Origin of the sequence: Mycobacterium colombiense CECT 3035, assembly GCF_002105755.1 — a bacterium.
GTDB classification, from domain to species: Bacteria; Actinomycetota; Actinomycetes; order Mycobacteriales; family Mycobacteriaceae; genus Mycobacterium; species Mycobacterium colombiense.
This window is the reverse complement of record NZ_CP020821.1, coordinates 1,953,000-1,966,726: the sequence shown is the minus strand read 5'-3', so window position 1 is coordinate 1,966,726 and position 13,727 is coordinate 1,953,000. Positions and strand designations below refer to the sequence as shown.

The window sequence follows — 13,727 nt, the reverse complement described above, 5'->3', positions numbered from 1 at the left end:
ATCCCAAATCGCGTCAGGCGATCTGGACAACCGCTTGTTCGAAGTACTGGTTGTAGGCAAGGTAGACCGGTTTCTTCCCGGTCCGGTCCAGAAACTCCTGGAAGGCCCTGAATTCCTGTTCCTCGGCGCCGGGGTAGTTATAAAACTCGTCGAATACGATTACGGTGCCCGGCAGGATGTTGTCGACCAACTGGCCAAGAATTTCTTTCGTCGATGCGTAAATGTCGCAATCCACGTGCAGGAAAGCGATCGGCGTGGATTTCAGGACTCGCCTTTTGAACTCCGGAAGGGTTTCGTGGAACATGCCCTTTACCAGGGCTACGTTGTGAAGGACCGGTGGCATCCAGCCCTCGACGTTGGCCCGAAATGTGCCTTGTGGGACGGTGATATCGGTCCGGGCCCATCGTTCAGGAAGGCCGTCGAAGGAATCGAATCCCCAGATGCGTTGCCGGGGATTGAGCGCGGCAATGAAATTGATGGTTCGTCCGGTGCATACGCCCATCTCCAGGAACGCGCCCGGCAACGTGACGTGGTCAGAGCCGAATTTGAGCAATTCCGCATCAGTGTCGAGAGCCTGGGCATTGCCGAAGTGCTCGGCCACCATCGTCCGGGCTGCCGGCGATTCTCGATAGTCCTTGTCCATCGGGTAGAAATTGAGGATTTGGTGCCCATGACGCCATTCATCACTCACGATCGGCATCTTCACCAATTGAGCCCAATTGAATCCGTTGCTACACGGAAAATCTGACTCCGCCGCCGGTTCCATGCGCTCAACCTCCTCGCCGGAAGACGCAGCATGATTATTCGGCAGCGTAGATGCCTGACACCTCATTCACGACGGATTGTGAAATCCCATCGGCGCCGGTGGTAGACGGTCCGGATCCCCGCGCTCGACGGCCACCCCGCGCGCGCCATCGCGCGAACTACCGTCACCTCCCACGTCGTCCGGCCGGGCTACGGTACTGCGGCGACATTGCTACTCAGACACGAAAATTTGAACCACCGAAACGGCCGATAGCGCAGTACTCTTATGTCCCAGCATCTCCGTAAAGGAGCGGGATCGTGCGGTCTCAGAGAGTCGTCGTCAGTCGGCCGGATCGGCTCCCGTTGGCCGCTCGCGCCTCGGCGGTGCCCGCGACGATCCTCGACCTGGGCGGCCGCTATCCGGGGCCGCGGTGTTGCTCGCGGCGCCGCTCACGGTCGCCGGCATCTGGGGAATGGTCACCCGCCCATCCCTGGCCCTGCCGTTGGTGCTCCTGGTCGGCGTGGTCCTGGTATTGACCGATTTCCTCGCGGGCCCATACAGAGTGGCCGAGCAGAAGGCGCGGGCCGCGGCCGGCACCCCGATGCGTAACCGTCAGCCGCTCGTCAATCAACCCAGGCCGCCGTCCAGACAGAAGCCGCCGCGACTCAAGGTGGAACCTCAGGCGGGCGCGCAGGCCGAAGCCGCCGCCGCCCAGGCGCAGGCCGCGGAAGCCGAAGCGGTGGCCGCCGCGGCGCGGGCGCGGGCGGACGCGGCCGCGGCCGAGGCCCTGGCCGCCGAAGCGGAAGCCCTGGCCGCGGAGGCCGAAGCGCTGGCAGCAGAGGCGCGGGCGCAGGACGAGGCCGCCGCGGCCGAGGCGCTGGCCGCCGAGCCCGAAGCGGTGGCCGCCGAGGCGCAGGCACAGGCAGAGGTCGCCGCGGTGGAGGTGCTGGCCGCGGAGGCACGGGCGCGTGAGCGGGCCCGCGCGGAAGCCGCGGCCGCCGAAGCGCTGGCCGTCGAGGCGCACAAGCGGGCAGAGGCCGCCGAGGCCCAGGCCCTGGCCGCCGAGGCCCGCAAGCAGGCCAAGGCCGCCGAAGCCCACGCCGTGGCCGCCGAAGCCCGCAAGCGGGCCAAAGCCGCCGAACCCGAAGCCTTGGCCGCCGAGGCGCGGGCACAGGCGGAAGCCACCGAGACGCAAGCCCTGATCGCCGAGGCGCGGGAGCGGGAACGGGCGCGCGCAAAAGCTGCGGAAGCCGAGGCGTTGGCCATCGAGGCCCGCAAGCAGGCGGAAGCCGCCGAAGCCCAAGCACTGGCCGCCGCGGCGAGGAAGCGGGCCCAAGCCGCCGAAATCGAGGCCCTGGCGGCCGAAGCTCGGAAGCGGGCGAAGGCCGCCGAGGCGGAAGCGCTGGTGGCCGAGTCGCGGGCGCGCGTGGAAGCCGCCGAAATCCAGGCCCTGGCCGCCGAGGCGCGAGCGCGGGAGCGGGCGCGCGCGGAAGCCGCCGAAGCCGAGGCCCTGGCCGCCGAGGAGCGGGCGCGCGCGGAAGCCGCCGAAACCCGTGCGCGGGCGGCCGAGGTGTGGGCGGGAGCGGAAGCCGCCGAGGCCCAAGCCCGGGCCGCCGAGGCGCGGGCGAAGGCAATTCGGTTGCGGCTTGAGGCTGAAGTCAAGAACAAGTGGCCCCCGCAAGGGAACCAGCCGTAGCCGGTACGGCGGTCACTTCGACAACGACGAGCGAACGCGGGGCCAATCACCCCGAGGTGTGGAAAGTCGGCGCCTGGGTATCTTAGCGGGCGTATGTCTACAGCACGGACACAACCGGATCAGCGCGAACTCGACGGCGTCCGACGGATCGTCGACGCCATCTCTCAGGCGTTCGCCGCCAAGATCGTCGGGCAGCGTGAGCTTCGGGAGTCGCTGCTGATCGGTCTGCTCGCGGGCGGCCACGTCCTGCTCGAAAGCGTGCCGGGCCTGGCCAAGACGACCGCGGCGAAGGTGCTCGCCGAATCGATTCATGGCCGCTTTCAACGCATTCAGTGCACGCCCGACCTGCTGCCCAGCGACATCATCGGCACCCAGATCTACGACTCGGCGACCAACTCCTTCGTCACCCAGCTGGGCCCGGTGCACGCCAACATCGTGCTGCTCGACGAGATCAACCGGTCCAGTGCCAAGACGCAGAGCGCGATGCTCGAGGCGATGGAGGAGCGGCAGACCACGATCGCCGGGCGGGTGCACCCCCTCGCGGATCCGTTTCTGGTCATCGCCACCCAGAACCCCGTCGACCAGGAAGGCACTTATCCGCTCTCCGAGGCGCAGACCGACCGGTTCCTGCTCAAGGAGATCGTGCGCTACCCCTCCCCACAGGAGGAGGTGGAGGTCATGTCGCGGATCGACGCCGGCATCTATGACAGGGGGCATCCGGCGGCGCCGGTGGTCAGCCTCGACGACGTGTTGCGCCTGCAGGAGGTGGTGCGTCACGTCCACATGGACCGCGCGCTGATGCTCTACGCCAGCCAACTGGTCGACGTGACCCGTCACCCCGGGCTGGCGCTGCCCAAGCAGATCGCACGCCTGGTCGAGTACGGCGCCAGCCCGCGTGCCACCATCGCGTTCTGCAAGGCGGCCAGGGCACAGGCGGTGCTGTCCGGGCGCGCGCACGTGCTTCCCGAAGACATCGCCAAGCTCGCCCACCGGGTGCTGCGGCACCGGCTCATCCTCGGCTTCGAAGCGGCCAGCGCCGACATCACTCCCGAGGTCGTGGTCGACGCCGCGCTGCGGGCCGTGCGCGTGCCCTGAGGCCGATCGTGGGTAAGCACCTCAACCGGGCCAAGGCGCACTTCGACACCGACACCCGCGGTCTGCTCGAGGGGGGCCGCTATGCGCTATTGCATACGCGCAGCATGGAATTCGACGATCTGCGTCCGTACGTGCCGGGCGACGACGTCCGGGACATCGACTGGAAGGCTTCCGCACGCTCGGGCGGAGTGCTCATCAAACGGTTTGTGTCCGAAAAGCACCACAAGATCCTGCTCGTCGCCGACGCCGGCCGCAACATGTCGGCACTGGCCCCGAGCGGGGAGTGCAAACGCGACGTCGCCGCGCACATCATGGGTGCGGTGGGGCTGATCGGCCTACGCCGGTCCGACCAGATCGGCATGGTCTACGGCGACCGCCGCGGCAGCGTGAACATCCCGCAGCGGCGTGGCGAGTCGTACATCGAGGGTCTGTTACACCGCTGGTATCACCACACCACGAGCGATCCCGGTGGCAGCGACGTCACCGCCCAACTCGACTACGTCGCAACGCATTACCGGCACACCATGCTGATCATCGTCGTCTCTGACGAACCGGAGGTCGACGACCCGCTCAGCGAAGTGCTCACCAGACTGACCGGGCGCCACGATTTCATGTGGGCGATGGTGTCCGACATGCCCGCGGTGGGCCCCGACAACACCGACGGATACGACGTCGCCACCGGTCGCTTCGTCCTGAACGGCGCCGACCTCGGGCCCCGGGTGGTCGCCGCGTACCGCCGTGCCGAGCAGAAGCGTCGCAACCGCCTCGATGCGTTCCTGGCCGCCCACGCCATTCCTTACTCGATTGTCGCCGGCAGCAAGGACATTCGGCGCGAGCTCGTTCGCCTGACCGAGGTGGCCGCCCGTGCCGGATGACCTGCTGCGCCATGTGTTCGGTCCGCAGCCGTACTCGTCGGGCTGGTTGTGGCTGGCCGTGCTACTGACGGTTGCCGTGTTCGGTTGGTGTGCGGGTGTTTTCGTGTGGACGCTGCCGTCGGACCGGTTGCGGCGCATCCCGGCTGCGCGGCGACTGCACGCCTGGCTGATCCGGGACCGATTCGCCCGCCGCGTGCAGAATATCGCCGACGAGCACACTGCCGGGCGCACGTCGGCTCCGGCGGCGTGTGCGGCGATCGGCCGGACGCTGCGCAGTTTTCTGCATCAAGCGACCGGCATCCCGGCGCAGTATCTACAGGTCGCCGCCATGGCCGACGGCGACCTGGCCGCGGCCGCGCCACTGCTCACCCGGCTCGGTGACGGGCAATTCAACGCAGAGACACGCGTCGACGTCGACGACGTGAGTGCCCGGGCGCAGGAGTTGATCCGCTCGTGGAGCTGAGGTGGTGGCCGATCGCGGTCATCGGATTGACCTGCTTCGTCGGCGTCGTGGCGCTGGCCGCGCTGCTGTCGATGACCGCTACCCGCCGGCAACTGCGACCGCTGGCCAACGTGGCGCGGCTGACCCGGCTGCCCGAGTACGCGAAAGTCGCGCGGCTGCGCTCGCTGTCGACGATTGTGACACTGGTGGTGCTGACGGTCATGTTCGGCGCCGCGACGTGGGCGGCGGCCCGTCCGAGCGTGGCGAGCGACGATTTCGACGCCGCCCACCCCGAGGACATCATGGTGTGCGTCGGGCAGCCGGTGGGCGACGCGCCGACGGCGGAGTTGCTCGACTACTTCGCGCGCCAGACCGCGAATTCCCCTCAGGCGCAGCGCATCGGCCTGACATCGGCCAACCGCCGCGTGGTGCCGTTGACGCGCGATCACCAGTACGCCGCCGGCCGGTTCGGGACTATGCCGGCGCCCGCGCGGCGCCGGCGTCGTCGTTCGCCCCCGCGGTTCCCTACACCGACTACGCCGCGACCGCGGATGACGTTCTTGCGTTGTGCCTCTCCGGCTTTCCTCCCGCCGAGCAGCGCGCGACGCACCGGCGCTCGGTGATCTATCTCGGGCCGTCGGATCTGCGTGCCGCGGGCGAGGAGCGGCCCGCACTGTTCACCGATGGCAGCGTCCGGGCGTTGGTCGAGCGGGTCGGGGCCCAAGTCAATGTGATCGACACCGCCGCCTCGCCCGGGAGCGCCGCGCTGGCCAGGCTCGCGCAGCAGACCGGCGGCCGGTACGTCGCCCCGGGCGCCAAGTCGGTGACCGCGGCGCTCAACGAGATTCGCGCGCACGCCCCGCCGGCGCGCCGTGCCGACGGTTCCGTCGTGACCGCGGATTTCCACGATGCGCCGGTGGCACCGCTGGTGATCGCCCTCTTGTCGGCGGCCGTGCTGTCGGTGGCCCTCTTGGTGTTGCGCCGATGACGTTTCAGCCCGTACTGCCGTGGCCGATCCTTGCGGTCGTGGCCGGCGCGCTGCTGCTGGCGCGCGTGGTGGCGCTGCGCCAGGTGCTGCTCTCGGCGGGACGCCGGCGGGGGCGCGCGGTACTGCGCTGGAGTGGCGTGACGCTGGCGGTGCTGCTGCTCATCGCGGCGACCACTCGTCCGGCGCTTTACGCCCACGGAAACGGCCAGGGCGCAACGGCGGCCGCGGGCGCAAATCTCAACGTCTTCCTGGTCGTCGACCGTACGGCGGACGCCGAGGGCGAACCGCGGATCGCGGGCGTGCGCGACGACATCGCGGCGTTGATCAAGCAGTACCCGGCGGCACGATACGCGCTCATCGGCTTCGCCTCGAAGGCCTCCCTGGATTGGCCGCTGTCGGAGGACGTTTGGAGTCTGCGACCAACCGTCGCGGCGCTCGGCACGCAGGACGCGAGTTCCGGCGTGAACGCGGGTGCGGCGGACAACGTGCTGCGATACCAGCTGATCCAGGCGACGCAGCAATACCCGGGTTCGCGGAACGTGGTGCTCTACTTCGGCTCCGGCGGGCCCGGATCGCGGGCGCCGCAAGGCGACTTCAACGTCATGCGGGGTACCGTCGCCGGGGGAGCGGTGCTCGGTTATGGCGGCGGCGAGGCGATCGACGAAGCCGAATTGCACCGAATCGCGGCGCAACTCGACGTTCCCTTCGTCCACCGCGAGCCCGGTCAACCCTTCCGGGCTGGGCTGCCCGAGGCGCCGGGTAACGCAGGGGATGCCGCCGACCGGACCGAATTGTATTGGCTGCCCGCACTGCTCGCGGCCGGGCTGCTGCTCGTCGAGATCTACCTGTCGGTCCGAGAATTCCGGCGCGGCCGCATCGCCCGACGGGACCTGGCCTCATGACGCGCAGACCGGCCCGGTTGCGGCTGCGGCGGCGCCTGCTCGTCTACTCGGCCCCCGCCGTCGCCGTCGCGCTGCTGGCCGCAATCAAGCTGTTTTCGGTTGTGCTGGCCGGTGATTCGGCGGCCGACGCGTTCGCCGACCGCGACGGAGCCGCGGTGTCGGCCGATGCGGCGATCCTCGGCGTCGTCAATGTGGTGGAACCGGCGAGGGCGCCGTTTGCGGCGGGCGCAGCCGCCGTGCTCGACGGCCGGCTCGAGGACGCCGACTCCCAATTCGCCGATGCGCTCACGCGAACCGACCTGGCGGGCTCGTGCCCGGTGCGCGTCAACCTCGAACTCGTCCGCGAAACCCAGGGGGATCGGGCCGCGGCGGCAGGGGACCGCGAACGTGCCGACGAGCGCTACGCGAGCGCTCTGGCCGTCGTCGACGCGGCGCCGCGCGCGTGCTTCGCCGGCAACACCGACCCGGACGCGCAGCGGCACGCCATCCGCGACGACGCGGCAAACCGTTTGGCGGCCAAGCGGACTGCGCTCAACACACCGCGCCAGGCGACGCCACCGCCCCCGCCACCTCCGCCCCCCGCGGCGCCACCGCCACCACCGCCGCTGGTGGCCACCGTCGCGCCCGACGGCCGCGAGATCCCACCGCGCACGCTTGATCCCGCGGGAGGCGATCCGCTCGACAAGCTGCAGCAGGTGCTGCAGGACGCCGCGTCCCCGTAACGCTCTGTGAGACTCTTGGTATGAACGAACCGTGCCCATGCGGCAGCGACCACAGCTATCGCTCCTGCTGCGGACCGCTCCACGAGGGCAAGTCGCAGGCCCGAACGGCCGAGGAATTGATGCGGTCGCGGTACTCGGCATTCGCCTACGGTGACGCCGACTATCTGTTCCGCACGTGGCACCCGCGCACCCGCCCGGCCGACGTGTCCGTCGACGCGGGCATCACCTGGACCGGCTTACAGGTGATCGACACCGTGGCGGGCGGCGCGGGCGATGATTCCGGGGAAGTGGAGTTCACGGCCCGATACGAGTCCGCGGGCCGCGCCGGCCGCCTGCATGAGCGCAGCCGCTTCGAACGCCGCGCCGGTCGATGGTTCTACCTGGACGCCGTCGACTCGTAGCGGCGGTCTGTCGTGGAGCGAGTGACGGGATTTGAACCCGTGTGTACGGCTTTGCAGGCCGCTGCCTAACCACTCAGCCACACCCGCACAACTCGCAACCATGCCAGCGGATACGGGGATAGCCCAGTCTTTTACTCGGCCCGATCATTTCGGACGGGCGAGAGGCCATGTCCTACAGATGGGGAATGCCGGGCACCGGGATGTGCGGGACGGGCAGGGCCGGCGGCCCGGCGGGGATAGGGGGACGTAGGGCGGGGATCGGAGGAGCGGGTGCGCCGGGCGGTGGTGCGGCCGGCCCGGAAGCCGGGGCGCAGGCAAGGGCAATCCTGGAGGGGGCGCCGGAAGCGCAGGCGGGGCAGCGGGCGCTGGTGCCGCCGGCGCCGGCGCGACACGTGCTGGTGCCGGCGCCGGGGCCGGGGCGCTGGGAGGCGGGGCGCAGTCGGCGCGACGACGCGTGCGCCGATTTGTGGTCTGGTGTCGGAATGCGGTCGAATCGCGATCGCCAGCGCAATGACGAGGGCCAAGACGCCGCCGACAAATAACGCCAATACGCTCAACGCCACCAAGAACGGCCGAGTGGCCCGCTGCTCGTACGGCGAAGCACCGAAGCCGGTCCGCGTTCCGGCTGGCGAGTCGTCGACAAACCCGGGATAGGCGCCGGTGTCGAATGTGCCGCCCTCTGCGGGGTCGGCGCTATAGGCCAGCGCCTCAGCACCACGTTCCACGGTGGGCGCATTGTCGGCGCCGCCGACGGCCAACGCATGCGGAACCATCGCGCCGCTCGCAGGATCTTGCGCGTAAGCGATCGCTGCGGTCGAGGACGAGAACAACGGCGGATGTGCCGATGCCAGCGCCGCGCCCCTGGCCAGAGCGAGCTCCGGCTCCTCCGGTGTGCTCAACACCAGGGAACTGGCCGCCTGCAGCTCCTCTCGGATCGCGGCGATGTCGACGCCGTCGCTGCCGACCACGAACAAGCCGTCTGGCCGGTGTTCCATCGCCGCGGCGTCAGCGGCCATCGCGGTCAACGTGGCCAACGCCTCGTATTCGTCCTCGGGGAGTTCCTGCCGACGCACATCGGTGACCGAACCGTCCGCGGTGTCCACCACAGCCATCGTCGCGGTGGTCGGCTCAACGAACAGCAACGCGGTTTGCGCGTACCGGGTCGTGTCGCCCACCGTCTGCGCCAACGCGGCCGCCGCCAGAAATGCCGAGACCAGCATGACTTTCTCGAGCTTCTGGCCGGACAGCAACTCTTCCAGGGCGGCGGCCTCGGTGGCATCGGTCCACGTCACGCCGATCGAAGCCAGCTGGCAACCGGTTTCGGCCGCCGCCTGCCGCGTTCCCAGGATTGCCGAGACCACCTGATGGGGCGCCGTCTGATCTGCCCGATTCTGAGTTGGGGACACTTCGAACTCGTCCGTGTCGACCGTGGCACCGTCGGCGTGTTCCCCTTCGACCACGACCATATGGACCGCCGTGGGCGTCATCGACACACCGAGTACGGTTTCCACCGCCCCTCCCACATGGCTTGATGCGGATCTTGACCCGACATCCAGCGTATCCCTCGTTGCGCGGTCGGAGTTGAGTCGCCGTCGTCAGCGGTCGAGGTGCTCGCGGATCCCGCCGCCGCTCGCGGAGGAATCAGAGCCCGATGTAGACGGCCTTGGTGTTGAAGTAGGCCTCGATGCCCTTGCGGCCCCGCTCGCCGCCCCACCCCGACTGCTTGTGCCCGCTGATCGGCATCGACGGGTCGGCCGCCAGCGAGGAGTTCACCCAAATCTGGCCCGCGCGAAGCTCATTCACCATGCGATGGGCGCGGCTGAGGTTCTCGGTCCAAATCGAGCCGGCCAGCCCGTAGTGTGTGTCGTTCGCCGCGGCGATCACCTCGTCCTCGTCGTCGAACGGGATCACGCAGCCGACCGGGCCGAAAATCTCCTCCTTGATCAGCCGCATGTCCGGCGTGGTGTTGGTGATGATCGTCGCCTCGTAGAAGTAGCCCTTGCGGTCCATCGGCTTGCCGCCGGTGAGCACCTGGGCGCCGCCGGCCACGCCGTCGTTCACGATGCCTTCCACGCGCTGGCGCTGCTTTTCGCTGATCAGCGGGCCCAGCACCGAGTCGGGGTCCTCGCTGCCGCCCATCGGCAACATCTGCGCGAAGCCCGCGAGACCCTCGACCACCTGGTCGTAGATGCCGCGCTGGACGTACATGCGCGAGGTACACGAGCAGTTCTGCCCAGAGCCGGCGAGCAGGCCCATGCCGGCGCCCATGATGGCCTTGTCGAGGTTGGCGTCGTCGAACATGATCAGCGGCGATTTGCCGCCGAGCTCCAGGGTCAGTCGCTTGAGGTTGCCCGCGGCCGCCTTCACGATCAGCCGCCCGACCTCCGTCGACCCGGTGAACGAGATCTTGTCGACGTCCGGGTGCGCGGTGAGTGCCGCACCCGTCGTCTCGCCGTAGCCGGTGATGACGTTCAGGACGCCGTCGGGCAGACCTGCCTCGCGGAAGATCTCTTCCAATTTCAGCGCGGTGAGCGGCGTCTCTTCGGCGGGTTTGAGGACCGCACTGCACCCCGCGGCGAGTGCGGGCGCGACCTTGAGCATCGCGACGAAAAACGGTCCGTTCCAAGGGATGATGAGGCCGACGACGCCGACGGGCTCGAGCTGGGTGAAGGTGTGGTAGGTCTCCCAGGTGCCGAGCAGGCCGTCGGAGACGAGATTGGCCGACTCGCCGTGGATCTTGCCGACCCAGCCGGCGTAGTACTTCAGCATGTCCACCGACACCGGGATGATGTGGCCGGCGGCCGTCAGGTTCATGCCGTTGTCTTGGGCCTCGAGCGCGGCCAGCTCGTCCTTGCGTTCCTCGATGATGCGCGCGGCGCGGAAGAGCACGTTGGCGCGGTGCGACGCGGGCGCCTTGCGCCACACGCCCGACTCGAAGGTCTCGCGCGCCCGGGCCACCGCCGCGTCGACGGCCGCCTGGTCCGAATCGGGGACCTCCGCGATCTGCTCCTCGGTGGACGGGTTGAAGACCGCAATGGTGTTACTCAATGTTTCTCATGGTCCTTCGCTCGCGGGAAATGCTGTCGTCGCGCGACAGAGGTTACGCGCTTAACCATAGGGTGTCCAGCATGCGTCGGCGTCACGCGTAGCGTCCGATATGGGCGGATTGTGCTGGTCACCGGGCTGATGACACCGGATCGACGATTTGTCGGCGGCGGGTCTGAACCGAGCCCGCGCCAGCGTGAGTTGGCGGCTAGATTACCCACATGCGGGTTTTTCGCCTGTTCGGTGTGGTCCTGGCAATTCTCACGGCGGGTCTGCTGTGGGCATCTCCCGCCGGGGCGCAACCGCCGTCCAAGCTCACCGATCACATCACTGACAGCACCGGGGTGTTGACGGCCTCCGACCGGGCGGCGGTCGGCGCCGCCATCGACCGGCTCAGCCGCGACCGCCACATCCAGCTGTGGGTCGTCTACGTCGACAACTTCAACAGGTTCAAACCCGACAACTGGGCCGACCGCACCCGCAGTGCCACCGGAATGGGCGACCATGACGCGCTGCTGGCCGTGGCCACGAACACGAAGCTGTACGCGTTCAGCGTGCCGCCGCAGGTGCAGGGGCTGACGCCGGCCGAGCTGAACAGCTTGAAAACCAACCAGATTGAGCCGGTACTGGGCGCCAGGAACTGGGGCGGCGCCGCGGTCGCCGCGGCCGACGGGTTGGACAAGTCGACGGGCTCATCGAATCCGACGAGCCCGTCGAAGCCGATCTGGCCGATGATCGCGATCGGCGTCATCGTGGTCGCGCTCGTCGTCGTGGTGCTCCTGGTGTTGTTGCGCGCACGCCGCCGCCGGCGCGCCGCGCGCGGTGGCGGACAGCCGGGCATCGGCGCGGGCGATCATCCGGTGCAGCAGGCGTTGTCCATCGCGGAGGCGAGGGTGCGTCAGATCTCCGGCTATGTTGACAGGTATCGCTCCAACATCGGCTCCGAGGCCCAGGCGCGGCTCGACGACGCGAAACGGCATTTGGCCGCGGCGCGCGGCGTGGAGACGAGCAACGACGGCGATGCCATCGCGTATGCCAACAGGGCATCGACGCTGGCCGCTCAGGCACAAAGCCTGGCCAACGGCGATGTCCTGGAAGCGCACCGCACGCCGCGGCGACGGGGCACCGCGCCCAAGCGCTGACCGGCCGGATCGCCCAAACCCTAGGCGCGTCAATCGTTTTGGTCGCAGACCACCGCCGTCAGCGGTATGCGGCACGCAGCAGCGTCAGCGTCTGCTCGACGGTCTCCTCCATGTCCCGCGTCGCGTCGACCCGCAGCAGGGACGGCTGCTCATCGGGTGGCGTGAACGCGGCCCGCAGCTCGGGCCACAGCTCGATCCGCGCATCCGAGACAACACCTTGCTCGGTGGCGCGCCGCTCGAGCCGGGCCATCAGCGTGGCGTCGTCCGCCTCGCACAGCACGACATGCAGGTCGGCTCCAAGCCGGTGCGCCAGTTGCTGCACCTGGGACCGCTCACGCGGATTGCCGAATGTCGCATCGACGACCACGCCGCGGCCGCGACGTAACCAGCGGGCGGCGTCGCGACGCAGCGCGGCGTAGGTGCTCCGCGTCATCGCCGGATCGTAGAGCCCCGAGCCGAATTCGTCGTTACCGTGCCGGGTGGGCTCAATGCCCGCCATTCTCTTGCGCGCCACATCCGACGAGAGGTGCACCAGCCCCAGTCGCCCGGCGAGCGCGCGCGCCAGGGTGGTCTTGCCGCTAGCCGGCAGACCCATGGTGACCACCATCGGCGCGCGGGGCAGGCCACCCGCGTGTGCCCACGCCAAATCGAAATACGCCCGCGATTCGGCGATGAGCTGACGCGTTTGACCACCGGATGCGTGTTCGGCCTGTGCTAGCCGCAGGCTGCGGACCTTGCCGCGCACGTAGGCCCGGTAGCAGATATAGAAGTCGAGCAGGCCGGCCAGCCCGTCGTCGCCGCTGGCGCGCACGTAGGACTCGACGAATCCCCAAGCCAGGTCGGCGCGGCCGTGGTACTCGAAATCCATTGCCAGAAAAGCCACTTCCGAGGCGACGTCGGCGCACCGGTAGCGGGGTGCGAACTGCAGGCTGTCGAACAACAGGATCTGGCCGTCATCGATGCAGATGCTGGCGGCGTGCAGGTCGCCGTGGCCGTCTCGCACGTGCCCGTCGGCCACGCGCCGCTCAAGCAATGACGCTCGTTCGTGCACGAACTGGTCGACATAGGCTCGGATGTCTTCGTTGACGTCGCTCGAAACGGTCCGGCCGACGAAAGGACCTATCTGGTCGAAGTTCTCCCGCCAGTTCGCGATCACACTGGAAGGGCGCCCGTACACGTCGATGTCGGCACCGGTTTCAGCCCGGCTGTGCAGCTTGGCCAGCGTGCGCCCGATCCGTCGCGCGAGACGCATGTCGACGTCGCCGCGCGCAAGCTTGGCCGGCAGCATGCCCTCTTCGGGCAGACGCCGCATCCACACGGCCGGCTCTCCGGAACCGGTTTCGCCGCCTATCCGGTAGTGGCCATCACCCTCGGTGACCTCGACGACGCCCAGATACATCTGCGGACTGAACCGCCGATTGAGGCGCAGCTCCTCTTCGCAGTCGGCGCGGCGCCGCTCGATGCTGGTGAAGTCGAGGAAACCCAGGTTCACCGGCTTCTTGAGCTTGTAGGCGTAGTCGCCGGCGAGGAACACCCACGAGCTGTGGGTTTCGTGCAGACGCACGTCGGCGGCCGGCGGGTCGTAGGCATCGGGTCGCAGCAGATCGGCGACGATCCGCGGGTGGCCGTCGGGTCCGGTCGGGTCGAAGGCGTGCGTCATGGTCTCGCCGAACG

Annotated in this window: 14 protein-coding genes and 1 tRNA gene; 10 read left to right on the top strand and 5 right to left on the bottom strand. The window is 68.8% G+C overall.

Going from position 1 to position 13,727, the window contains the following annotated elements; all coding sequences use genetic code 11:
* Nucleotides 1-13: 13 nt before the first annotated feature.
* Entirely contained in the window at nucleotides 14-700 is a 687-nt protein-coding gene (locus tag B9D87_RS09070) for a TylF/MycF/NovP-related O-methyltransferase (protein ID WP_238553429.1), read from the bottom strand.
* A 475-nt stretch (nucleotides 701-1,175) separates the two neighbouring features.
* Here B9D87_RS09070 and B9D87_RS27200 point away from each other — a divergent pair, with 475 nt between their 5' ends.
* The 9 genes from B9D87_RS27200 to B9D87_RS09025 all read left to right on the top strand — a co-directional run bounded on the left by B9D87_RS27200 (nucleotide 1,176) and on the right by B9D87_RS09025 (nucleotide 7,866).
* Nucleotides 1,176-2,441, top strand: a complete 1,266-nt coding sequence (locus B9D87_RS27200; RefSeq protein WP_174565072.1) for a hypothetical protein — start codon at nucleotides 1,176-1,178, stop codon at nucleotides 2,439-2,441.
* A 93-nt stretch (nucleotides 2,442-2,534) separates the two neighbouring features.
* Entirely contained in the window at nucleotides 2,535-3,536 is a 1,002-nt protein-coding gene (locus B9D87_RS09055; RefSeq protein WP_007770409.1) for an AAA family ATPase, read from the top strand.
* A gap of 8 nt (nucleotides 3,537-3,544) precedes the next feature.
* Entirely contained in the window at nucleotides 3,545-4,411 is an 867-nt protein-coding gene (locus B9D87_RS09050; protein ID WP_007770410.1) for a DUF58 domain-containing protein, read from the top strand.
* Nucleotides 4,401-4,874, top strand: a complete 474-nt coding sequence (locus B9D87_RS09045) for a hypothetical protein (RefSeq protein ID WP_007770412.1) — start codon at nucleotides 4,401-4,403, stop codon at nucleotides 4,872-4,874. Before B9D87_RS09050 ends, B9D87_RS09045 begins: the two co-directional genes overlap by 11 nt.
* Complete coding sequence (locus B9D87_RS27465; protein ID WP_238553410.1) at nucleotides 4,865-5,476, top strand: hypothetical protein; 612 nt, start codon at nucleotides 4,865-4,867, stop codon at nucleotides 5,474-5,476. Before B9D87_RS09045 ends, B9D87_RS27465 begins: the two co-directional genes overlap by 10 nt.
* Entirely contained in the window at nucleotides 5,473-5,841 is a 369-nt protein-coding gene (locus tag B9D87_RS27460) for a hypothetical protein (RefSeq protein WP_238553411.1), read from the top strand. Before B9D87_RS27465 ends, B9D87_RS27460 begins: the two co-directional genes overlap by 4 nt.
* A complete protein-coding gene (locus B9D87_RS09035; RefSeq protein WP_007770414.1) occupies nucleotides 5,838-6,743 on the top strand; it encodes a vWA domain-containing protein in 906 nt (301 codons plus the stop codon). The genes B9D87_RS27460 and B9D87_RS09035 overlap by 4 nt, the downstream gene beginning before the upstream one ends.
* Nucleotides 6,740-7,465, top strand: coding sequence for a hypothetical protein (locus B9D87_RS09030; RefSeq protein ID WP_040629749.1), 726 nt, complete (start codon nucleotides 6,740-6,742; stop codon nucleotides 7,463-7,465). Before B9D87_RS09035 ends, B9D87_RS09030 begins: the two co-directional genes overlap by 4 nt.
* 20 nt (nucleotides 7,466-7,485) lie before the next feature.
* Nucleotides 7,486-7,866, top strand: a complete 381-nt coding sequence (locus B9D87_RS09025; RefSeq protein WP_007770416.1) for a YchJ family protein — start codon at nucleotides 7,486-7,488, stop codon at nucleotides 7,864-7,866.
* A gap of 13 nt (nucleotides 7,867-7,879) precedes the next feature.
* Here the strand turns inward: B9D87_RS09025 and B9D87_RS09020 are convergent.
* The 3 genes from B9D87_RS09020 to B9D87_RS09010 form a co-directional block, all read right to left on the bottom strand.
* Nucleotides 7,880-7,953: transfer RNA gene (locus B9D87_RS09020), tRNA-Cys, on the bottom strand.
* A gap of 44 nt (nucleotides 7,954-7,997) precedes the next feature.
* Nucleotides 7,998-9,377 carry a DUF7159 family protein gene (locus B9D87_RS27195; RefSeq protein WP_174565071.1) on the bottom strand — a complete coding sequence of 460 codons (1,380 nt, stop codon included), beginning with the start codon at nucleotides 9,375-9,377 and terminating at the stop codon, nucleotides 7,998-8,000.
* Nucleotides 9,378-9,507: 130 nt separating this feature from the next.
* Nucleotides 9,508-10,914, bottom strand: a complete 1,407-nt coding sequence (locus B9D87_RS09010) for an aldehyde dehydrogenase family protein (protein WP_007770418.1) — start codon at nucleotides 10,912-10,914, stop codon at nucleotides 9,508-9,510.
* 218 nt (nucleotides 10,915-11,132) lie between these two features.
* On the opposite strand from B9D87_RS09010, the gene B9D87_RS09005 reads away from it, so the two are divergent.
* Nucleotides 11,133-12,053: a TPM domain-containing protein gene (locus tag B9D87_RS09005; RefSeq protein WP_007770419.1), complete on the top strand. Its 921-nt coding sequence runs from the start codon at nucleotides 11,133-11,135 to the stop codon at nucleotides 12,051-12,053.
* A gap of 58 nt (nucleotides 12,054-12,111) precedes the next feature.
* On the opposite strand, the gene B9D87_RS09000 is transcribed toward B9D87_RS09005, so the two are convergent.
* Nucleotides 12,112-13,713 carry a bifunctional aminoglycoside phosphotransferase/ATP-binding protein gene (locus tag B9D87_RS09000; protein WP_007770420.1) on the bottom strand — a complete coding sequence of 534 codons (1,602 nt, stop codon included), beginning with the start codon at nucleotides 13,711-13,713 and terminating at the stop codon, nucleotides 12,112-12,114.
* Nucleotides 13,714-13,727 lie beyond the last annotated feature (14 nt).